This window comes from Rhodococcus opacus B4, assembly GCF_000010805.1.
Lineage (GTDB): Bacteria > Actinomycetota > Actinomycetes > Mycobacteriales > Mycobacteriaceae > Rhodococcus_F > Rhodococcus_F opacus_C.
In genome coordinates, this window is the sequence record NC_012522.1 from 4,501,673 (window position 1) to 4,522,748 (window position 21,076).

The window sequence follows — 21,076 nt, forward strand, 5'->3', positions numbered from 1 at the left end:
GTCCTCAGCGTCGCACGGACGCATCCGCCGACCATCATCCAAACAGGGTGAATCGGCGCGACGACCGAAGACCGGACGGATCTGCGTAGTGCCCCCCTCGGTCGCCTGCTCTGCCTTCGAACGTGCTCACGTGGATGCAATTCTTGTGTCGGGGTGAATCTTCTGGACGTGCCGGCGCAGTGCCGCGCCGAGGTCGGTGACCGCCTCGCGTGCCTCGGCGAGGATGCTGACCTGGAGGTGGAAGTCGTGCCAGAGGCCGTCGAACCGGCGATGGTCGAGGATGCCCCCAGCGGCGGCGACGGCTGCTTCGATCTTGTCGGCGTCGACGGAGATCGGATCGTCGCCGGCCGTGTGCACGACGATCGGCGGCAGACCCGACAGGTCGCCGTACACGGGGGAGATTCCCGGCGACCGCGGATCGTGCCGTCCGGCATAACGCGGCGCCCATTCGGCGGTCATGGACGGCAGGATCAGGGGGTCGCCCAGCACCGGTCGCGTCCTGTCGACGTCGATGGCGAGGTCGGCCCACGGGCAGATCAGGCCGAGCGCGGCCGGCGCGGGAAGCCCGCGATCGCGCAGCGCCGTCGTGAGCGCCAGTGTCAGTCCGCCGCCGGCGGAATCACCCGCGACAACGGTGGTGTCCGGGTCGAGCCCGTCGTCGAGTAGCCGGGAGTAGACCGCGACCATCTCCTCCAGCGCGATCGGGTAGCGCGCCTTCGGCGAGCGCGAGTAGTCGGGGATCACCGCGGTCGTCCCGGCGGCTGCGGCCAGGTGCGCGACCAGGCCGCGGTACCCCTTCGCGCTCCCGAGGGCGTATCCGCCGCCGTGGAGGTAGATCAGCGTTCCGCCGGTGGTGTGCGCCGGCATCACCCGGACGACGGGGACACCGGCGACCGTGTCGCGCTCGAACCGGGTGCCCCGGGGCGGGCGCGCGGCACCCGTCACCATCTCGACCATCAGGCGCTTCACCCCGACGGGCACGTGGCGGGACGCGAACAGGGGTCGTGAACTGCGAAGACAGGCCCGGATGACACCGCGGTCGATGTTCCTCATGCCGGCGCCCCGAACTGCAGCAGTCCGTCGTGAACGGGGTCGTCGAGGAGCATCGTGGAGTCCTTCTCGTAGTGCATGAGAACCTTCCACGGCTCCGTGGAACCCTGGCGGGGCATGACGTCCTTGCCGCGCTGCACGTACCCGGACTGCAGCTGGTCGAGCATGCCGATGTCCATCGCGGAGTTCTCGACGTCGCGGGGCGTCGCGACGGTGTGACCGCTCTCGTCCATGTATCGGAGCAGTCGGCACAGGTAGGCGCCCGCGATGTCGGACTTCAGGGTCCACGGCGCGTTGGTGTAACCGAAAACCCATGCCAGGTTGGGGATTCCCTCGACGAGGACGCTCTTGTAGGTCAGCTGCTCGTGCAGCGGGCGGGGCTGCCCGTCGACGGACAGTTCCATACCGCCGAGCATCTGGATCTTCAGGCCGGTGGCGGTGACGACGACGTCCGCCTCCAGTTCCTGTCCCGACTTCAGCAGGATGCCCTTCTCGGTGAACGTGTCGATGTGGTCGGTGACGATCGACGCGTCTCCGGACGACAGCGCGGTGAAGAGGTCGGCGTCCGGCACCGCGCAGAGGCGTTCGTCCCACGGCATGTAGTTCGGCGTGAAGTGGCTCATGTCGAATCCTGGGCCGAGGCGTCGTCGCACCTGCCAGAGCAGGAACCGGCGCATCTGCCGGGGCCACCGTCGGCATGCCCGGTAGACCCCGCGCTGGAGGGCGATGTTGCGTTTGCGGCCGAACTTGTACACCCATTCGGCGGGGAGGAATCGGCCGAGCGTCTCGGAGATCTTGTCGAAGGCGGGGATCGAGAAGATGTACGACGGCGAGCGCTGCAGCATGGTCACGTGCTCTGCGTCGCCGGCCATCGACGGGACGAGGGTGACGGCGGTGGCGCCGCTTCCGATCACGACGACCTTCTTGCCGGTGTAGTCGAGGTCCTCGGGCCACTGCTGCGGGTGGACGCAGCGGCCCCGGAATCGGTCCATGCCCGGGAAGTCCGGCAGGTGGCCTGCGTCGTAGTCGTAATAGCCGGTGCAACTGACCAGGTACCCGCAGGTGTATGTGCGAAGGTCGCCGGTCGCCTCGTGCAGGGCCGTCACCGTCCAGCGTTCCTCCGCCGTCGACCAGTCCGCCCCGACGATCTTCAGGCCGTAACGAATCTTGTCTTCGACGCCGAACTCCCGCGCGGTGTCGGCGATGTACCGGCGGATCGACGCACCGTCCGCGAGCACCTTCGAGTCGCGCCACGGCCGGAACTTGTAGCCGAACGTGTACATGTCGGAGTCGGAACGAATGCCGGGGTAGCGGAACAGATCCCAGGTCCCGCCCAGCCGCTCGCGGCGCTCCAGCAGAGCGATGGTCTTGTGGGGGAACCCGGCCGTCACCTGGCAGGCCGTTCCGATGCCGGACAGTCCGGCACCGATGATCAGAACGTCGAAATGTGTCGTGCTCATGGCTTCCTCGCGTTACTGCCTGCTGGATTCGCAGGATGGGGTACAACCAGAATGACTGTGGGCCACGTCACAGGTCTTGACACTTCCGGACATGCTTTTAGCATTTCCCGACACCGCTTTCCCGGCGAGAGGGGAGTTGACGCAGTGGGAAGTCTGATCCGGGCCACGAACCTGTGGGGATACGGCGACCTGATGCGTGAGCTGGGCGCCGACCCGGAGCCGTTCCTCGCGCGCTTCCACATCCCACCGGGAGTCGAGCACGAGGAGGATGCGTTCGTGCCGTTCGAGTCGGTCGCGCACGTGCTGGACGCGAGCGCCGTCGACCTGGGGTGCCCGGACTTCGGGCTCCGGCTTTCGCACTGGCAGGGCTTGGACATCCTCGGTCCCGTCGCCGTGATCGCGAGGAACGCGCGGACCGTGCAGGGTGCATTCGAGGCGATCGCCCGCTATTTCTACGTGCACTCGCCCGCCCTGAAGCTGACCGTCGGGCCGCGCACTGCAGGGGGTGACGTCCGGTTCGTCTACGAGATGACGGAACAGTCGCTGCGGTATCTGCCGCAAGGGTACGAGCTGGCGATGGCCAACGGCGTTCGCATCCTCCGGCTGCTGGGCGGACCGGACGCGCGTCCCTCGCTGATGTCGTTCGTGCACGGCCAACTCGGGTCGGACGCCGCCTACCGGGATGCGCTGGACTGCGTCGTTCTGTTCGGACAGTCGTGGTGCGGGTTCGAACTGCCCCGCGCGCTGGCCGACCGTCGGATCGACAGCGCGGATCCGGAGACCCGGCGCATCGCCACGAAATATCTGGAATCCCACTACCTGCCGAGCACCGCGGCGCTGTCCGAACGGGTGGCCGAGCTGGCCCGGCGCCTACTGCCCACCGGTCACTGCAGCGCCGAGGCCATCGCCGACCAACTGTCGATGCATCCGCGCACGCTGCAACGGCGGCTGGCCGAGGAGGGTGTGCGATGCCAGGATCTCATCGAACGGGAACGTCGCGCCCAGGCGGCGAGATACCTCGCCGAACCGGGATTTCATCTCGGCCAGATCGCGGGGCTGCTCGGCTACACCGAACAGAGCACCCTCAACCGTTCCTGCAGGCGGTGGTTCGGGAAGACGCCGAGGCAGTACCGGGCAGACCTGCACCCGTGAGTACTTATTAACGTCGGGCGGTTAACAAGTACTCACGGGAGCTATTTCACCCCGCCCGCCGTGAGGCCGGACACGATGCGGCGCTGGAGGAGCAGCACGATGATGACGAGAGGAATGGTCACGACCGTTCCCGCGGCCATCACGGACGTGAACGGCTCCTCGTGCGGTTTGCTTCCCGCGAATTGTGCGATGGCGACGGTGGCCGGCTGGGTGATGTCGTTGGACAGCTGACTGGAGATCAGGTATTCGTTCCACGACGCGATGAAGGCGAGGATCGCGGTGGTGAACAGTCCCGGTGCGGCCAAGGGCAGCAGCACCATTCGAAATGCCTGCCGCCTGCTGGCCCCGTCGATCCGGGCTGCCTCCTCGAGTTCCCACGGCAGTTCCTTGAAGAACGCGGTGAGGGTGTAGATGGTGAGGGGCAGCACGAACGAGATGTTCGGGATGATCAGTGCCTGGTATGTGCCGAACCAGCCCATCGACGTGAACAATTGGAACAGTGGTGTCAGGACGGCGACGCCCGGGAACATCGACGCGGCGAGGATGATCCCGAGGACCGCGTGTTTGCCCCGGAACTGCAACCGCGCCAGCGCGTACGCGGTGCCGACCCCGACGATCAGGCCGATCGCGGTGGTGACCGCGCCGATGATCGTGCTGTTGACGAGCGCCCTGGCGAAGTGGTTGCCCGCCCCCGTGGAGAACACGTTCGCGAAGTTGTCCAGGGTGACGTGGGTGGGCCACGGGGTGGTGTCGAAGGTGTAGTCGGAGTGCCGGAAGGCGGTGGCCACCATCCAGTAGACGGGGGCCAGACCCCAGACGACGATCACCGCGAGGCCCAGGTAGGTGCGGATCGACGCGAGCGACGGTCCCCGGCGCCTGCGTGCCACCGTGGGCCGGGGTGTTCCCGGTGTGACGACTGCTGTGGACATGGGTCAGGCCTTTCGCTGCTGCTCTTGGGTGTCGATCACGTTGACGCCCATCACCTTCACGAGCACGTAGGCGACGGCGAAGATGAACAGGAAGGTGATCGTGGAGAGGGCGGACGCGCTGTTGAATCCCTGGCGCATCTGGTCGATCACGAGGATCGACAGTGTGGTGGTGGCGGTGCCGTCGCCGCCGCCTCCGCCGGTGAGGATCGCCGGGAGGTCGTAGATCCGCAGGACGTCGAGGACGCGGAAGAGGACCGCCACCAGGATCGCCGGCTTGATGAGGGGCAGTGTGATCGACCGGAACCGCTGCCACGCGCCTGCGCCGTCCATCCGCGCCGCCTCGTACACCTCGGCGGGCACCATCTGCAGACCGGCGAGGATGAGCAATGCGACGAACGGGGTGGTTTTCCAGGCGTCGGCGATCACGACGGCGAACCGGGCCGGCCACGTGTCACCCGTCCACAGGATGTCCGTGCCGAGCAGTTTGTTGGCGATGCCGTCGTAGGCGAAGACGAAGTACCACAGTTTCGCGGTGACGGCGGTGGGGATGGCCCACGCGACGAGGATGCTGGTGCGCAGCAGTGCCCGGCCGCGGAACGCCCGGTTCATGATGGTGGCGAACCACAGCCCCAGCGCCACCTCGATGGTGACGGTGACGACGGTGAAGAACACGGTGACCCACATCGATTGCCAGAACAGCGATCCCAGTGTGCCGCCGGGGCAGGACACGGACGACCCGGTCGTGTCGGTGCACCGCTGGAACAGCCAGTGCGTGTAGTTCGACAGTCCCGCGAAGCCCTGGTCGACGAATTTGCCGGTGGCGGGGTCGATGGTCGGGTCTTTGAACAGCGACATCACCATGGCGCTGACCACCGGGTACAGGACGACGATGCCCAGCAGGATCATGGTCGGCAGGACGAGGAGCATCGCCGCCTTGCTGCGTCCCTTCCGGGGCCGGGGCGGCACAGCGGGCGAATCCGGTTGCGGGACGGACTCGGTCGTAGGTTCCGAGAGTTCGTGGACGGTCATCGGTGTGTCTCCTCTAGGACCCGGCCGCGGCGATCGCGGACTGGATGTCGGCGGCGGCCTGGTCCACCGTCTTCTCGCCCTTGATCGCGGCGTACGCGTTGTTCTGCACGGCCCGGGTGACCGCGGGATAGAACGGCGTGACCGGCCGGGTCACGGCGTTCTCGATCGACGTCTTCAACGTGGGGATGTACGGGTACTGCTCGATCAGTTCCGGGTCGTCGTAGACGTCGGTGCGGACGGGCGCGAGCGATCCCTGCGACAGGAAGAAGGCCTGCGACTTCTTCTCCAGGAAGAACTTCAGGAAGTCGGACGCGGTGGCCTTGTGCTCCGAGTACACGTTGATCGCGGCGCTGTGCCCGCCGAGCGTCGAGTGACCGGGTCCGTTCTTGCCCGGCAACGGCGCCACCGCGAACTTGCCCGACACCGCGGAACTGCCCTGACCGTCCATCAGGCTGTACGCGTACGGCCAGTTGCGCATGAACAGCAGGTCGCCGCTCTGGAACGCCTGCCGGGCCTGCTCTTCCTGGAACGTCACGGATTCGCGGGGGATGGCGCCGGAACGGTAGGCGTCGACGAGCGACTGCAGTCCCGCCTTCGCTTCCGGGGTGGTCATCGTCGGGGTCACGCCGTCCGGTCCGAGGATCGATCCGCCTGCCGTGTTGATGGCCTCGGACGCGTTGACGGTCAGGCCCTCGTACTTGGCATACTGCCCTGCATAGCAGCCGATTCCGGCCTGCTGCGCCGTCCCGCACGCGCCGATCAGCTCGTCCCAGGTGGCGGGCGGGTGATCGAGCAGGTCGGTGCGGTAGTAGAGCAGCGCGCCGTCGCTGGTCTGTGGTGCCGCGTACAGGACGCCCCCGTACGTGGCCCCCGCGACCGTCGCCGGAAGCAGCCCGGACGTGTCGATCGCCATCGGGCCCTCGAGGGGTTGCAGCCATCCGCGGGCGGCGAATTCGGCGGTCCACACGACGTCGACGACGGCGACGTCGTATCCGGGGTCGCGGGACTGGAAGTGCTGCACCAGGTCCTCGTGCTGCTGGTCCGGCTGGTCGGACTGCTCCTTGAACGTCACCTCCTCACCGGGATGGGTGGCGTTCCACTCGTCGATCAGTGGCCGGATGACGTTGGAGTTGTCCTTGCCCTGCACGTAGGTGATGGGTCCGCGGCCGTCGAGGTTCGCCTTCTCGGCCTGCGCGGCGGCGTCGATGCCCTGATCGGCGCAGGACGTCGCCGCGAACAGCACCCCGACGGCCACCGCGGCGGCGGCGACGCGCTTCATCGTGATTCACCCGCGCCCGGTTCCGACAGCCACACCGCGGTGTCGGACGGGAGCAGTCCGCCGGTGATGCCGGCAGCCGAACCGAGAATCACGGTCGATCCCGTGGGAAGCGCGGCCGGTTCGGTTCCGGTGTTCACCCAGCACTGCACTCCGCCGCGTGCGAATGCGAGAACGCCGGGGGGAGTGTCGAGCCACTCGACGGCGTGCGGGGTGTCGAAGAACTCGGGTCGCAGTTCCAGTGCCCGGCGGTACAGCGTGAGGAACGACTCGGGGTGGCCCGCCTGCGCTTCCGCGGTGTGCGGGGCCCAGTGCCCGGGCTGCGGGAGCCACGTGTCCTCCTCCGCGTCGAACGGGGAGAATCCGTACGGCACTGCGTCGTTCGACCACGGGATCGGCACCCGGCAACCGTCGCGGCCGCAGTCGGCGCCGCCGGTCTGGAACCACGTCGGATCCTGCCGGACGTCGTCGGGAAGGTCCTCGACCTCCTCCAGGCCGAGTTCCTCGCCCTGGTAGATGTACGCGGTGCCGGGCAACGCCAACTGCAGCAGCGCGGCGGCGCGGGCACGGCGCCTGCCCAGGTCGTGGTTCGGTTCCTCGAGCGCCCAGCGGGCGCGCTCCCAGTCGGTTTCGACGAGGTGGTCGGGCTGCGAGCGGGAGTAGCGGGTGACGGTGCGGGGCACGTCGTGGTTGGAGAGCACCCAGGTGGCGGGTGCGCCGACGGTGGCCGCCTGCTCGAGCGCGTCGTCGATCACGGCGCGGATGCTGTCCGCACGCCACGGGGCACGCAGGAAGTCGAACTGGAACGCGGTGTGGAGTTCGTCGGGGCGCAGGTACCGGGCCAGGCGGTCGTTGCCGGGTACCCAGGCCTCGGCGACGAAGACGCGGTCGGCGTAGGTGTTGGCGACTGTCCGCCAGCCCCGGTACACCTCGTGGACGGCATCCTGATCCCACGCCGGGTGCGGATCGGTGTGCTGCGAACCGGGAAGGCGCTCACCGGCATCGGGCAGTGCGGGATCCTTGGCCAGGCCGTGGGCGACGTCGATCCGGAAGCCGTCGACGCCCTTGTCGAACCAGAAGCGCAGGATGTCCTCGAACTCCGCGCGGACCTCGGGGTGCTCCCAGTTCAGGTCGGGCTGCGCGGGGGCGAACAGGTGCAGATACCACTCACCGGAGTCGAGGCGGCTCCACGCGGGACCGCCGAACGCGCTCTGCCAGTCGTTGGGCGGCTCGTCGCCCGCTGGGCCGCGGCCGGGGCGGAAGATGTAGCGCTCGCGTGCTCCGGGCTCGTCGCGCAGCGCGGCCTCGAACCAGCGGTGCTCGCTGGAGGTGTGGTTGGGCACGATGTCGAGGATCACGCGGATCCCCAGCTCGTGGGCCTCGGCGATGAACGCCTCACCCTCCGCGAGCGTGCCGTAGGACGGCTCGATGTCGCGGAAGTCGGCGACGTCGTAGCCGGCGTCGGCCATCGGTGACGGGTACCAGGGATTGATCCACACGGCGTCGACGCCGAGGTCGGCGAGGTAGGGCAGCTTGGAACGCAACCCGGTGAGGTCGCCGATGCCGTCGCCGTTCCCGTCGGCGAAGCTGCGGATGTAGACCTGGTAGACGACGGCCGTCTTCCACCAGGCTTCGGGGTGCCGGCTCGCGACGGTGGTTGCGGTCGACTCCACGGACTGGGTCATCGAATCTCCTCGGTGCGGGGATGGGATGGAATGAGCGAATGTGATGCGTAAACGTTTGCGTAATGAGCGTGAGGCACATCACAGGTGGCTGTCAACTCGAACAGGGTGATTTCTTTTTCGCACTACAACGGCTTGTGGTCTGTGAGGAATTTACGCAAATATTTGCGTTGCTCGCTTACTGTGGGAACGTGATCCCCAAGCAGTCCGTGAACATGGCCGACGTCGCGCGGCGCACCGGCGTCTCGATCGCCACCGTCTCCCGTGCCCTGCGCGGCGAGAAGGGGGTCTCCGACGCGACGCGACTGCGGATTCAGCGCGTCGCCGACGAGTTGGCGTACGTCGTCTCACCCGAGGCGTCGAGGCTGTCGGGCGGCGCGACGGGCCGGGTGGCCGTCGTCGTGCCGTGGATCGACGCCTGGTTCTACTCACGGATTCTCGCCGGAATCGAACACGAACTCCGCGCCGCCGACCTGGACGTGATGCTGTACTGCCTCGAGGAGTCGTCCCAGCGGGAATCGTTCTTCGAGCGGCTTCCGTTGCGCCGCAAAGTCGATGCGGTCATCGCCGTGGCGTTTCCCCTGACGGGGCCGGAGCGGGCGCGGCTCGAGGAGATGGACGTGACCGTGGTGGTCATCGGCGCGCACGCCGGCGATTTTCCGTCCGTCCGGATCGACGACGAAGTGGCCGCGCGCCAGGCCGTCGGGCATCTGATCAGGATCGGGCACACGCGGATCGGCATGATCCGCACCGTCGACCCGGAGGGGCAGTACTGGGAGGGCGACATCGCGCGGGTCGCGGGTTTCCACGGTGCGCTCGCCGACGCCGGACTCGACGACGACTGCACCGCGACGGTGCCCTGGGGTGTCGAGGGCGGCGAGCGCGGCATGGAACTGCTGCTCAGCCGGGCCGAGGTGCCCACCGCGGTGTTCTGTCACTCCGACGAGGTCGCCGTCGGGGCGTTACGCACGCTGCGACGTGCGGGGATTCCCGTCCCGGCCGGGATGTCGGTGATCGGCATCGACGATCACCCGACGGCCGAACTGGCCGACCTGACCACGGTCCGGCAGCCGGTCGGAGAGCAGGGGGCGGCGGCGGGCCGGGTGGTCGTGGACCTGCTCGCGGGCCGGGAACCGGCGGAACGGGCGGTCGTGCTCCCGACCCACCTGGTGGTTCGGGGCTCGACTGCCCGTCCTGCGGAACTCTGACGTCAGCCCACCAGGCGCCCGCCCGCCGCGTCGGTCGCGAAGAGGTGTGCGTGGGCCTCGTCGACGCGGACGTGCACGACCTGGCCCTTCTCGGGCGGGTTGCGCCAGTCGACGCGCGCGACCAGGTTCTCGGTGCGTCCGTGAACGGTGGTGCGGCCGAACACGAATGCTTCGGAGCCGAGTTCTTCGACGACGTCGATCTCGAGTTTGAGTCCGCCGGAATCGGCGATCTCGACGTGCTCGGGACGGATCCCGAAGATCACCTCACGGCCCGCCCCGGCGAGCGCGTCGCGGGGGACGGGGACCAGCTGGTCGCCGATCTGCACGCCGCCATCGGTGACGGGAACGGTGAACAGATTCATCGACGGTGAGCCCATGAATCCGGCGACGAACACGTTTGCCGGACGCCGGTACAGCTCGCGGGGGGACGCGCACTGCTGCAGCACGCCGCCCTTGAGGACGGCCACCCGGTCGCCCATCGTCATGGCCTCGACCTGGTCGTGGGTGACGTAGACGGTGGTGGTGCCGAGGCGGCGCTGCAACTGCGCGATCTGGGTGCGCGTCTGCACGCGCAGTTTCGCGTCCAGATTCGACAGCGGCTCGTCCATCAGGAACACCTGGGGTTGCCGAACGATGGCGCGGCCCATGGCAACTCGCTGCCGCTGGCCGCCGGAGAGAGCCTTGGGCTTGCGGTCGAGGTAGGCGCCGAGGTCGAGCATGTCGGCGGCCTCCGCGACGCGGGTGCGGATCTCGGACTTGTCGGTGCCCGCCAGTTTGAGGGCGAAGCCCATGTTCTCGGCGACGGTCATGTGCGGGTAGAGCGCGTAGTTCTGGAAGACCATCGCGATGTCGCGGTCCTTGGGCTCGGCGTGTGTGACGTCGCGGCCGCCGATCAGGATCTGACCGCCGTCGACCTCTTCGAGTCCGGCGAGCATCCGCAGCGACGTGGACTTGCCGCAGCCGGACGGGCCGACGAGGACGAGGAATTCGCCGTCCTCGATGTGCAGGTCGAGTTGATCGACGGCGGGGACATCCGAGCCCGGAAAGAGCCTGGTCGCGCCGTCGTACGTGATTGTTGCCATGAGAAATGAATCCCTCCACCGGCAGGAACGTGCCGGACGATCCGAGTGTCAGGGGCGTGCCGGCGGGTGCCGACGGATGGAAACTATGGCCCAGATCACAGGCCTTGTCCACTCGGGCGCCCGCCACCCCCTCTCCCGGACGAACGGGACGCTCGTTGCGTCAGATCGAACGAGCGTCCCGTTCGCTCGATCGCGGAACTCGATCGCGGCAACTGACATACTCCGCACTTTGTTCTCAAAAAAACCAAAGTGCGTATTGATAACGCGCCAAAGGTCCTCTAGTGTCAGCGTGACACCGCTCACTCGAAGATTTGAAGAGGACAGAAACATGGGCCTGACGATTGGCGTCGACGTGGGTGGCACGAAGATCGCGGCCGGAGTCGTGGACGGCGACGGAGTCATCCACCGGATGGAACGCCGGGAAACCCCGTCCCACGACGCACGGGGGGTGGAGAACGCCATTGCCGAACTCGTTCGCGAACTGGCGGCGACGCACCCCGTGCAGGCGGTAGGCATCGGCGCGGCAGGCTTCGTCGCCGCGGACCTCAGCACCGTGCTCTTCGCCCCGAACCTCGCCTGGCGCAACGAACCGCTCGGTGAGGTGGTCGAAGCGGCGTGCGGTCTGCCGACGGTGGTGGAGAACGACGCCAACGCCGCGGCCTGGGGCGAGGCGCGCTTCGGGGCCGGGCGGACGGGACAGACCGTCGTCGTGCTCACCGTGGGAACCGGAATCGGCGGCGGCATCGTCGTCGACGGCGTCCTCCACCGCGGCAAGTTCGGTGTGGCCGCGGAGTTCGGGCACCTCAACGTCGAACCGCACGGTCGCCGGTGCGGCTGCGGCAACCACGGCTGCTGGGAGCGTTACGCCAGCGGGCGGGCACTCGTCCGGGAAGCGCAGGATCTCGCGAACGTGTCGCCCGGTTTCGCCGCCGACCTCCTCGCCCGGGCGGGCGGACGGGCAGACGCCATCACCGGCCTGCACGTCACCGCCGCCGCACAGGACGGCGACCCCGCTGCGCTCGAATGTTTCCGGGTGATCGGTTCCTGGCTGGGGCACGGCATGGCGGACATCGCCGCGTTCTTCGATCCCGACCTGTTCATCATCGGCGGCGGAGTGTGTGAGGCCGGTGAACTGCTGCGCGGTCCCGCCGCCGCCGCTTTCGAGAACCGTCTCACCGGACGCGCACATCGACCGGTCGCCGAGGTGCGACTGGCGGAACTCGGCGCGAACGTCGGCATCGTCGGCGCCGCCGATCTGGCCCGGGAACGAGTTCTCGGGTTCGCACACAACGGCTCACGAGTATCTGGAGGAGTGCAATGTCCAATCGGTTGAGTCTTCCCATTCCGGTCGCCGAGGTGTGGGACTGGCAGCGAGAGGCCGCGTGCCGCGGCTACGAGTCGTCCACCTTCTTCCACCCCGACCGCGAACGTGGCCGGGCACGCGAGATGCGGGACTTCCGCGCCAAGATGATCTGCCGCGGCTGCCCCGTGCTGGTGCAGTGCCGGGAGCACGCGCTCAGTGTCGGTGAACCGTACGGCATCTGGGGCGGACTCTCCGCGAACGAGCGCGAAGAACTGCTCGCCAATCACCACGGCCGGGTGGACGAGGCGGTCGCCGAATCGTTCGGGTTCGACCTGGCGCGCCAGGCCTGAGCGGTCAGCTGCCCGCAGGCAGCATGACCACCCGGCTGTTGTCGGTGTCCGCGACGTACACGTCGCCCCGGCTCGACACGGCGATTCCTTCCGGCTGGTCGAGGCCGGTGAACGGGAGAACCTCCTGCTCGTCGGAACCGGTGGGCAGCCGCAGAATGCGGTTGTGGTTCTGGTCGATCGCGTAGACCGTTCCCTCCTCGTCGACCGCGACACCGCCGACGCCCTGGACGTCGGTGAACGGCAGGAAGCTCTGGGCGCGGGTGGCGGCGTTCCACGCGAGCACCTTGTTGGGCGTGCCGACGTACAGATCCCCCTGCTCGCCGACGGCGACGGCGAACGGGCCGATCACCGTCAGCGGTACCGCGACGGGGGCGGCAGTGATGTCGCGCAGGGCCAGCACCCGGTTGTTCAGCGTGTCCGCGACGTACAGCGATCCGTCCGGTCCGAGCGCGATTCCGAACGGCTGGTTCAGCCCGCCGAACGGCATCGGCACCTGGGTGCCGCCGTGCAGCATCGACACGGTGTTCGTCACGAGATCGGAGACATACACGTCGCCGGACGCGCTGACCGCGACTCCCTGCGGAACTTCGAGTCCGGTGAAGGGGAGGACCGTCTGCTCGTAGGACCCGGCGCGCACCTCCAGAACCTGCTTGGCCGCGCTGTCCGCGATGTAGAGGTTCCCGGCGGCCGAGACCGCGAGCCCGGCCGGACCCTGCAGGCCGGTCAGCGGGAGCACGACCTGCGCGTCGGCCGACTCCTCGCCCGGCCGGACGGCGTAGGCGACAGCGGCGGCGACGAGGACAGCCACCAGAAGGGCGGCGAGCAGCCAGCGTTTCCGACGCCACCGGCCCGCGACCGTCGCCGGCTCCGCACCCGGCTCGGCGTCGGGCCGGGTGACGGCGGGACGGCTCGTGCGGGTGGTCGCAGCGGAGTCGGCCACGCCAGCCGGACGGGTGACGCTGCCGGGCCCGTCCCACTCGATCGCGGCGACGGCGTCGCTGAACTCACGACACGTCGAGTAACGCTGCTCGCGGTCCTTGGCGATGGCGCGCGCGACGACCGCGTCGACACCGGCGGGCAGTCCGGGGCGCACCACGCTCGGCTTCGGAATCGGCCCGTTCAGGTGACCGTGCATCACCGAGGACGCGGTGGTTCCGGGATACGGCGGTTCGTTGGTGAGCAGATGGAAGAAGGTGCAGCCCAACGCGTAGATGTCGACGCGGTGGTCGAGTTTCTGGCCCTCGATCTGCTCGGGGGCTGCGTAGTGCAGCGTCGCCACCAACATCCCGGTGCGGGTCAGCTGATGCGTTTCGTCCAGCGCCTTGGCGGTGCCGAAATCGGTGAGCAGTACACGTTCGGGGTCGCCCGGCGCGAGCAGGATGTTCGCCGGCTTCACGTCGCGGTGCAGAATCCCCGCCTCGTGCGCGTGATCGAGCGCCTTCCCCGTCTCGCGGACGATGTGCACCGCGCGCTCCACGTCGAGTGCCCCCGAGTTGAGCGCTCTCCTGGCGTCGACGCCGGGAACGTACTGCATCGCGATCCACAACCTCCCGCCCTCGCGGCCGCGGTCGTGGACGGTGACGATGTTGGGGTGGTCGAGATGGGCGGCGTGATCGGCTTCCGACTCGAAACGCGACCGGACGTAGTCGTCGCTCGTCCACGACGTGTCGAGCAGTTTGAGAGCGACCTTGCGCGGCAGGTTGGGGTGCTGGGCGAGGTAGACGGTGCCCATCCCGCCTCGTCCCAGAACCCGTTCGATCACGTAGCCGGCAAACACCGTGCCCGGTTCGAACTCGCCGCTCACTCGGCTTCACCGCCTCCCGGGACCCTTTCACCATTGAACCCCGACGCCCGGTCAGTCCGGTAGCCTGCGCATCTCGATGACGGTCAGTCCCAGCGCGTCGAAGCGGGCCAGCATGCCGCGCAGATCCGTCGGACTGTCGACCGGACCGTAGAGCGTCGTGTCCCCGGTCGTGACATCCGAGACGTCCAGCTCGGGGAAGGCCGCCAGCACCCGATCGGACAGGGCGCCGCTGATCAGGAAGGCGTACCTGACCTTGCCGGGCCAGTTCGATTCAGGACGCACCACGGCGGGCTCCTTCATTCGCATCGTCGTTCCAGAACTCGGTCAGCCGTAGATTTCAGGGTGACCGACGGAACGACGACGCGCCTCACCCGCAAGTGGTGAACCGTCTCAGAGCAAACCGTTGTGTTGCGCGGCGGCGATCGCGTCACGGCGGGATGTGACGCCGAGTTTGCGGTAGATCCCGCGCAGGTGAGTCTTCACGGTGTTCACCGACACGCACAGGTCGGCCGCGATCTGCTCGGCGGTCCGCCACGACGGAAGCTCCACGAGGAGTTCGAGTTCACGGGGCGTGAGCATGTCGGACGCCGCGCTCTCCGACCGCGGGAACGACGCTCGGAGCGTCTCGGCGAACGGCTCGAGCACCCCGAACCGGCCGGTGCTTCGCACGAGGAGGTCCCGGACCTGTGGTCCGCAGTCGTGGAACGGACGCAATAGCGAGTCGGGCTCGGCCAGGCGGAGTGCCTCGGTGAGTGCGCTGTGTGCCCGCGAATCATGCTTGCGGGCAAGCGCGATCGCGGTGTCGACCAACCACGCCGCGATGAGATTGGTACCCGCCGCGCACACGAGGGCGCCTTCCAGCACGGGTTGCAGTGTCTTGCGCGCCTGATCGAGACGGTGGGCGTGGAGGTGGACGATGGCGTCGAGGACCGCGGTGTCGCCGGTCGGTCCGAGCAGGGTCTTCGCGTCGGCCGCGAGTTCGTGCGCCCACCCGACTTCGCCGGCGGTGAGATACGCGTACTGGATCGCCGGCAGCAACACCGCCCGGATACCCGGCGGCACGGGCATCGTCGACGAGACCGGGCTGTGCGTATGGAGCGTCGTCACCGCACTGTGCCTGCGGTCCGACCCGTCCAGTCCGAACAACACCGCGGCGCCGTCCGCGAACGCTGCGGTCTCCGCGTTCACGCGGTGCAGAACGTCGGCCGATTCGGCGGCGATCGATGCGGCGTCTTCGTCGAGCCGGATGTAGCGGCACCACGAATCGACCAGGCGCACCAGGTGGAACGTCGGGTCGCTCGTCGCGGACTGCTCCGCCCCGATCATCAGCGACTCGCTGACGAAGGCGGCGGCACGGACCACCTCACCCCTCGACATGGCGAGGGCCGCGAGAGTGCCCAGGCAGTACATGACGGTGAGCGACGCGTCGGCGAGGCGTGCGTGGGCCAGCGCCTCCCCGAGCACGTGCTCCGACTCCTCGGAGCGGCCGAGGAAGAGCAGCGCCCGGCCTTCCTGGAGAAGCACGAACGCGTCCAGGTCGGATTCGCCGGTCGATTCGGGCCCCACCGACCGCAGTCGGGTCAACGCGGCGCCGATGTCGCCGGTCTGAATGGCGGTCTGCACGCGGAGCGACTCGCGGAGCAGCAGGTGCCGTCGCGAATCGGTACCGCCGATCACGGTCCCGGCCTTGGTTCGGTCGAGAATGTCGAGCGTGGACCGCGCGACCGGAAGGTTTCCCGCGGCCAGCGCCGCCGCCGCCCGGATCAACCGCGCGGACGGATGCTCCTGGGCGGTGCGCGGCGCCCGCGTGAGAAGACGATCGAGCGCCTCACCGTGACCCCCGACGATCAGCGACAGCGAACTCTGGGACAGCAGCGCGACTATCACATCGTGGTCGCCCGAGTTGACCGCGTGCTCGAGCGCCACCAGCGAATCCCCGAACTCCGCATGCCAGTGCGCGGCGGTGAGTTCGAGATGCTCCACCTCGACGTGTCCGATCCGGCTGATCTCCGCCCGCAGATAGCTGCGCAGCAGGGGGTGGTACCGGTAGTGGGTGGGGGATTCGTCGATTCGGCTGATCAGAAAATTGTGGTGTTCGAGCCAGTCCACCTTGTCGTGCGCGTCGGTGCATCCGGTGAGGACCTCCGCGAACTCGGTCGTGAACGATTCGGGCACGGACGTCCGGAGGAGGAACTCGCGCATCTCGTCGGTCTGGCCGGCGAGAACTTCCTCGATGAGATAGTCGGCTACCGCTCGGCGGGTACCGGAGAACTCGGCGATCAACCGGCTCGGATCGGTGTGGCCTTCCAAAGACATTCCAGCCAAACGAATTCCGGCGGCCCAACCCTCGGTGCGATCCATGAGGGCGTCCAGGTCGCCGGGATCCAGCCGGACGCCGTGCTCGGTGAGCATCGCAGCGGCCTCGTCGGCAGTGAAGGCGAGATCGCGTGCCGTGACGGTGAAGAGCTTGCCGTCCAGCCGAAGTCGCTGCAACGCGAGGGGCGGTTCGAACCGTCCGCAGATGATCGTCCGGAGCATCGGCGGCTGCCAGCGCATGAACGACTCGAGATCGTTGAGGATGTCGGTGTCGCGGAGCAGGTGGGCGTCGTCGATCACCAGCCAGATGTTCTCCCCGAGTTCATTCAGTTGCGCAGACAGCCGGGCACCCAGGTCGGGGGAATCGGCGTCGAGACGGTCGCACAACTCCCGCAGCCGAGGATTTCCGGCTTCGTTCAGCGCCCGCAGAATGGCGCGGTGGATGACGCCGAGATCGTTGTGCCGTTCCTCGATCGTGATCCAGGCGATGGTCGGTGCGTCCGCACCCGCCAGGACGTCGCGTGCCCAGTCGGCGGCCAGTTGCGTCTTGCCCGACCCGGCGGGAGCGCACACCAGCGCGACGGGATAAGGGTGATCTTCGCTGGTCAGGGCCTCCGTGAGGAGGGTATGCAACCTGGTGCGGGTGACCGTTCGGCCCACCGCACCGGGCGGTATTCGGATACTCGAATGAAACTCGCCGAAATCTACTGCCGTCACGCCGACCCCCAATTCTCGCTGCACCGAGAAACGATCTTCGACAAACGCCAATCACCGGCACACCGCGCGGTGTGTCGATTTTAGCGAGCATGTGTTGATTTGTGTGGGTGAACGCGGCTCCGCCGCCCGTGCGCCTTTCTGGTTGTTCCAGCTACCAAAAAGGCGCACGGGGCGCGGAGCGCCCTACGGCGTGACGATCGGGAATGCCGGATCGGGCGCGTCGACCAGTTCGGTGAGGGCGAGCAACTTGGACGCGTCACCGTCGAAACCGATGTCTTCGAGGCCCTGCCCGGCGAAGAGCCCGAGCAGTTGCGCTTTCGTCAGGGTCACGGTGACATCCGGCTGCACCGCGGTCCGCGGGGAGACGGTCTGGATCAGGGCACCGTTCGACAGCGTCGTCCGGTAATGCACTTCCGGATCGGTGAATCGCCACTCGACCACCAGCGACGTGTCCCACGCGCGGGGACCGTTGATGCGCAGGGCGACCGAGTCGAAGATCTGCTCGATGGTGAGGGCACTCAGCATGTCGGCACCGAGCTCGGTGATCGGGGGAGGCACGATTCCGCCGCGCAGTTCGAGGGCCCCCGTGAGATAGAAGTTGCGCCACGTCGCGTTCTCCGCGCCGAACCCGAGCTGTTCGTACGTGCGGGCGAGCAGTTCCTTCGCGTCGCCGTCCGACGGGTCCGCGAACACCGCGTGCTTGAGGAGTTCCGCCGCGAAACGGAAGTCGCCGTCGTCGAAGTACCGCCGGGCCTTCGCCCGGACCTCGTCCTGACCGCCCATGCACTCGACGTACCGCGTCGCGACGTTTTCCGGCGTGTGCTGCCACAGCGATGTCGGGTTGCCGTCGAACCAGCCCATGTACCGCTGGTAGATCGCCTTGACGTTGTGACTCACCGAACCGTAGTAACCGCGTGCGTGCCAAGCTGATTCGAGTGCGGGTGGCATCGGGAAGTCCTCGGCGATCTCGATGCCCGTCATCCCGGAGTTGAGCATCCGCAGCGTCTGATCGTGCAGGTACTGATACAGGTCGCGTTGCTGCGACAGGAAGGTGACGACGCGGTCGCGGCCCCACGTCGGCCAGTGGTGGGAGGCGAACGCGACTTCGTATCCGCCGTCGAACATCTCGATCGCCTGGTCGAGGTACCGCGCCCAGGCGCGTGGGTCGCGGACCAGGGCGCCGCGCAACGTGAGGAGGTTGTGCAAGTTGTGCGTGGCGTTCTCCGCCATGCACAGTGCCCGATGGTCGGGGAACAGGAAGTTCATCTCGGCCGGCGCCTCGGTGCCCGGGGTCACCTGGAAGACGATCCGGATGCCGTCGACCGTCTCCTCCTGGCCGGTGCGGGTGATGTCCACGCTCGGCGGAATCAGTCCGGGCACCCCGGACGACGGGACGGTGCCGAGGCCGGCGCCGACGTGCCCGCGCGGCCCCTGCGGAAGCAGGTTCCCGTACATGTAGGTGGCGCGGCGCCCCATCGCGTTGCCGGCGTACACGTTTTCGGCGACGGCATGTTCGAGGAAGCCCTCGGGCGCGAGGATCGGCACGTCGCCGCGGCCGTCCGGCAGCACTCCGGTGACGCCGCCGAAGTGGTCGATGTGGGAGTGCGTGTAGATCACCCCCGTCACGGGCCGATCACCCCGATTGCGCCGATACAGCGCCAGTCCGGCCGCCGCGGTCTCCTTGGAGACCAGCGGGTCGATCACCAGGACACCCGTGTCGCCCTCCACGATCGTCATGTTGGACAGGTCGAGGCCGCGCACCTGGTAGATCCCGTCCGTCACCTCGTACAGGCCGTTCTTCGCGCACAGCTGCGACTGCCGCCACAGGCTCGGATCGGCGGTGTCGGGGCAGTCGGCGTCGAGGAACGCGTACGCCTGCATGTCCCACACCGTGCGACCGTCGGCGTTCGTGACGGTGCAGGGGTCGAGACGGTCGACGAGACCGCGGTCGGCGTCCTGGAAATCGGTGGTGTCGGAGAAGTCGGGTGTCATGGTTCTTCCTTCTCGTGTCGCGGCGGGTCGGGGGCGGTGATCGGTACCTGAGGCGTGGGAGAGCTGCTGAGGATCGTGTTCACCCACCTCGTGGAGGGGTCGATGTCGATCAGCAGGGCCTTCGCCATCAGCGTCAGCGGGATGGCCAGGATCGCGCCGAGCGGCCCGAGGATCCAGGTCCAGAACACCAGCGACAGGAATGTGAATGTCACGGACAGGCCGACCGCGTCCCCGACGAACTTGGGCTGGATCACGGACTGGATGATGACGTTGATGACGCTGTACACGACGATGACCGTCAGCATCAGTCCCGGCCCGCCCTGCAGCAGCGCGAGCAGCGCCGGCGGAACGAGGCCGAGAACGAAGCCGACGTTCGGGATGTAGTTGGTGATGAACGACAGCAGCCCCCACAGGATCGGCAGTGGAATCCCCAGCGCCCACAGTGCCCCGGTGTCGATGACGGCGACGATCAACCCGAAGACCGTGGTCACGATCAGGTACTTGCGGGTGCCGACCGAGAACGCTGCGAGGGCGGTGGCGATCTCGGGGCGCATCTGAGTGACGAAGCGCATCCGCGATCCGTACGAACTGCCGTCGACCGCCATGAACAGCAGGAGGACGAGGATGAACAGCAGGTTCGAGAAGATCCCCAGCATCGCCTGCAGGATGCCGTCCACGACGCCGAACACCTTGGTGTAATCCACCTGGGAGAGCAGGGTCTGGGCGTCGGTGGAGTTGACGCCGTGGCTGTTCAGGAAGCTCTGGGCGCTGTCGACGAGGGACGTGAAGTCGTCCGCGTACTGCGGGAGGAGCGTCGCGAGCTGCGCGACCGACAGCGCCAGCGACAGCACGAGGACGACGAGGATGCCGTTGACGACCACGATCGCGGCGATCGTCGCGAGCCACGGCGGCACGCCCTTCCTGTGAAGCCATACGGGGAGCGGATGGACCGCGACGGTCAGCATCAGTGCGAGGAAGATCGGTGCGAGGATCGGTGCCGCCACCTGGATCCCGGCCACGGTGACGACGAGCGCGGCCAGGCCGAGGATCACGATCAGGCCGCGCGGCATCGACCACCGAGAGTCCGGCTCCGCGCCGGATACGTCCTGCGGATCGATCATCGCGTGTCCCTTCGCAACGGCAGGTCCTCCGGGATGCCCCGATTCGACTCTTGCACCACGCCGTCGGCCGCACCTCATCCGTTGCAGATGAGGATCACCCGGCGCGGATGATGCCGCCCGCTCGGCGAGGCCCGACCATTCAACTGTTCGCAAAACACACATACGAGAAGGGCATGGACATGACGACCAATCCCCAATCCAGGACGGACAGCCCTGTGAAGCAGGGTTTTGCAGCAGGAACGTCCCTGGCAGCGGCGATACTTCTGCTGACAGTCGGCGTGATCTCGTTCTTCCAGGGAATCGCCGCGGTCGCCTCCGACAACCTGCTGGTCATCGGCGTCGAGTACACCTACCAGTTCGACACCACCACCTGGGGCTGGATTCACATCGTTCTCGGTGCCGTCCTCGTGATCAGCGCGATCGGTCTCATGACGGGTGCCACCTGGGCCCGCGTCGTCGCCGTGTGCATCGCTGCGCTGTCGATCCTCGCGAACTTCCTGTGGCTGCCTTACTACCCGTTGTGGTCGATCCTGATCATCGCCCTCGACGTCGTCGTGATCTGGGCGGTCACCACCTGGGACACCGCCAGGGACTAGGACGATCAC

The 21,076-nt window shown here is 67.7% G+C and carries 17 protein-coding genes; 5 read left to right on the top strand and 12 right to left on the bottom strand.

From position 1 onward, the window contains the following. Positions 1–126: 126 nt before the first annotated feature. Positions 127–1,053 carry an alpha/beta hydrolase gene (locus ROP_RS20705; RefSeq protein WP_012691362.1) on the bottom strand — a complete coding sequence of 309 codons (927 nt, stop codon included), beginning with the start codon at positions 1,051–1,053 and terminating at the stop codon, positions 127–129. Beyond that, positions 1,050–2,510: a flavin-containing monooxygenase gene (locus ROP_RS20710; RefSeq protein WP_012691363.1), complete on the bottom strand. Its 1,461-nt coding sequence runs from the start codon at positions 2,508–2,510 to the stop codon at positions 1,050–1,052. Before ROP_RS20710 ends, ROP_RS20705 begins: the two co-directional genes overlap by 4 nt. A 192-nt stretch (positions 2,511–2,702) precedes the next feature. On the opposite strand from ROP_RS20710, the gene ROP_RS20715 reads away from it, so the two are divergent. After that, the gene (locus tag ROP_RS20715) at positions 2,703–3,662 is read left to right on the top strand and encodes an AraC family transcriptional regulator (protein ID WP_231869060.1); all 960 of its coding nucleotides are present in this window, start codon (positions 2,703–2,705) and stop codon (positions 3,660–3,662) included. A gap of 41 nt (positions 3,663–3,703) precedes the next feature. On the opposite strand, the gene ROP_RS20720 is transcribed toward ROP_RS20715, so the two are convergent. Genes ROP_RS20720 through ROP_RS20735 form a run of 4 tightly spaced genes read right to left on the bottom strand, consistent with a single transcriptional unit; the run spans position 3,704 to position 8,581 of the window. Continuing rightward, positions 3,704–4,591 carry a carbohydrate ABC transporter permease gene (locus ROP_RS20720; protein ID WP_043825069.1) on the bottom strand — a complete coding sequence of 296 codons (888 nt, stop codon included), beginning with the start codon at positions 4,589–4,591 and terminating at the stop codon, positions 3,704–3,706. Between the two features lie 3 nt (positions 4,592–4,594). Then, a complete protein-coding gene (locus ROP_RS20725; RefSeq protein WP_012691366.1) occupies positions 4,595–5,620 on the bottom strand; it encodes a carbohydrate ABC transporter permease in 1,026 nt (341 codons plus the stop codon). Positions 5,621–5,633: 13 nt separating this feature from the next. Next, positions 5,634–6,899, bottom strand: coding sequence for an ABC transporter substrate-binding protein (locus tag ROP_RS20730; RefSeq protein WP_012691367.1), 1,266 nt, complete (start codon positions 6,897–6,899; stop codon positions 5,634–5,636). After that, positions 6,896–8,581 carry a glycoside hydrolase family 13 protein gene (locus ROP_RS20735; RefSeq protein ID WP_012691368.1) on the bottom strand — a complete coding sequence of 562 codons (1,686 nt, stop codon included), beginning with the start codon at positions 8,579–8,581 and terminating at the stop codon, positions 6,896–6,898. Before ROP_RS20735 ends, ROP_RS20730 begins: the two co-directional genes overlap by 4 nt. A gap of 188 nt (positions 8,582–8,769) precedes the next feature. Here ROP_RS20735 and ROP_RS20740 point away from each other — a divergent pair, with 188 nt between their 5' ends. Next, the gene (locus ROP_RS20740) at positions 8,770–9,786 is read left to right on the top strand and encodes a LacI family DNA-binding transcriptional regulator (protein WP_012691369.1); all 1,017 of its coding nucleotides are present in this window, start codon (positions 8,770–8,772) and stop codon (positions 9,784–9,786) included. Positions 9,787–9,788: 2 nt separating this feature from the next. On the opposite strand, the gene ROP_RS20745 is transcribed toward ROP_RS20740, so the two are convergent. Next, positions 9,789–10,868 carry an ABC transporter ATP-binding protein gene (locus tag ROP_RS20745; RefSeq protein ID WP_012691370.1) on the bottom strand — a complete coding sequence of 360 codons (1,080 nt, stop codon included), beginning with the start codon at positions 10,866–10,868 and terminating at the stop codon, positions 9,789–9,791. A gap of 328 nt (positions 10,869–11,196) precedes the next feature. Between ROP_RS20745 and ROP_RS20750 the strand changes: the two genes are divergently transcribed. Beyond that, complete coding sequence (locus tag ROP_RS20750; protein ID WP_012691371.1) at positions 11,197–12,201, top strand: ROK family glucokinase; 1,005 nt, start codon at positions 11,197–11,199, stop codon at positions 12,199–12,201. Further along, positions 12,186–12,521, top strand: a complete 336-nt coding sequence (locus ROP_RS20755) for a WhiB family transcriptional regulator (protein WP_012691372.1) — start codon at positions 12,186–12,188, stop codon at positions 12,519–12,521. The genes ROP_RS20750 and ROP_RS20755 overlap by 16 nt, the downstream gene beginning before the upstream one ends. Positions 12,522–12,525: 4 nt before the next feature. Here the strand turns inward: ROP_RS20755 and ROP_RS20760 are convergent, their stop codons facing one another. From ROP_RS20760 to ROP_RS20780, 5 genes are all read right to left on the bottom strand, one after another. Next, positions 12,526–14,325: a serine/threonine-protein kinase PknD gene (locus ROP_RS20760; protein ID WP_012691373.1), complete on the bottom strand. Its 1,800-nt coding sequence runs from the start codon at positions 14,323–14,325 to the stop codon at positions 12,526–12,528. 51 nt (positions 14,326–14,376) lie between these two features. Further along, complete coding sequence (locus ROP_RS20765) at positions 14,377–14,625, bottom strand: hypothetical protein (protein ID WP_005253439.1); 249 nt, start codon at positions 14,623–14,625, stop codon at positions 14,377–14,379. A gap of 90 nt (positions 14,626–14,715) precedes the next feature. Next, entirely contained in the window at positions 14,716–17,382 is a 2,667-nt protein-coding gene (locus tag ROP_RS20770; protein WP_231868959.1) for a LuxR C-terminal-related transcriptional regulator, read from the bottom strand. A gap of 159 nt (positions 17,383–17,541) precedes the next feature. Further along, the gene (locus ROP_RS20775; protein WP_012691376.1) at positions 17,542–19,350 is read right to left on the bottom strand and encodes an alkyl/aryl-sulfatase; all 1,809 of its coding nucleotides are present in this window, start codon (positions 19,348–19,350) and stop codon (positions 17,542–17,544) included. Beyond that, positions 19,347–20,471: an AI-2E family transporter gene (locus ROP_RS20780; protein ID WP_012691377.1), complete on the bottom strand. Its 1,125-nt coding sequence runs from the start codon at positions 20,469–20,471 to the stop codon at positions 19,347–19,349. The genes ROP_RS20775 and ROP_RS20780 overlap by 4 nt, the downstream gene beginning before the upstream one ends. Positions 20,472–20,644: 173 nt before the next feature. On the opposite strand from ROP_RS20780, the gene ROP_RS20785 reads away from it, so the two are divergent. Then, positions 20,645–21,067 carry a DUF7144 family membrane protein gene (locus ROP_RS20785; RefSeq protein WP_080512507.1) on the top strand — a complete coding sequence of 141 codons (423 nt, stop codon included), beginning with the start codon at positions 20,645–20,647 and terminating at the stop codon, positions 21,065–21,067. Positions 21,068–21,076: the final 9 nt, after the last annotated feature.

Bases quoted from the DNA above. Each gene is read 5' to 3' on its own strand.
- ROP_RS20705 (WP_012691362.1), bottom strand. From the start codon at position 1,053: ATGAGGAACATCGACCGCGGTGTCATCCGGGCCTGTCTTCGCAGTTCA.
- ROP_RS20710 (WP_012691363.1), bottom strand. From the start codon at position 2,510: ATGAGCACGACACATTTCGACGTTCTGATCATCGGTGCCGGACTGTCC.
- ROP_RS20715 (WP_231869060.1), top strand. From the start codon at position 2,703: ATGCGTGAGCTGGGCGCCGACCCGGAGCCGTTCCTCGCGCGCTTCCAC.
- ROP_RS20720 (WP_043825069.1), bottom strand. From the start codon at position 4,591: ATGTCCACAGCAGTCGTCACACCGGGAACACCCCGGCCCACGGTGGCA.
- ROP_RS20725 (WP_012691366.1), bottom strand. From the start codon at position 5,620: ATGACCGTCCACGAACTCTCGGAACCTACGACCGAGTCCGTCCCGCAA.
- ROP_RS20730 (WP_012691367.1), bottom strand. From the start codon at position 6,899: ATGAAGCGCGTCGCCGCCGCCGCGGTGGCCGTCGGGGTGCTGTTCGCG.
- ROP_RS20735 (WP_012691368.1), bottom strand. From the start codon at position 8,581: ATGACCCAGTCCGTGGAGTCGACCGCAACCACCGTCGCGAGCCGGCAC.
- ROP_RS20745 (WP_012691370.1), bottom strand. From the start codon at position 10,868: ATGGCAACAATCACGTACGACGGCGCGACCAGGCTCTTTCCGGGCTCG.
- ROP_RS20750 (WP_012691371.1), top strand. From the start codon at position 11,197: ATGGGCCTGACGATTGGCGTCGACGTGGGTGGCACGAAGATCGCGGCC.
- ROP_RS20755 (WP_012691372.1), top strand. From the start codon at position 12,186: ATGTCCAATCGGTTGAGTCTTCCCATTCCGGTCGCCGAGGTGTGGGAC.
- ROP_RS20765 (WP_005253439.1), bottom strand. From the start codon at position 14,625: ATGAAGGAGCCCGCCGTGGTGCGTCCTGAATCGAACTGGCCCGGCAAG.
- ROP_RS20775 (WP_012691376.1), bottom strand. From the start codon at position 19,350: ATGACACCCGACTTCTCCGACACCACCGATTTCCAGGACGCCGACCGC.
- ROP_RS20780 (WP_012691377.1), bottom strand. From the start codon at position 20,471: ATGATCGATCCGCAGGACGTATCCGGCGCGGAGCCGGACTCTCGGTGG.
- ROP_RS20785 (WP_080512507.1), top strand. From the start codon at position 20,645: ATGGACATGACGACCAATCCCCAATCCAGGACGGACAGCCCTGTGAAG.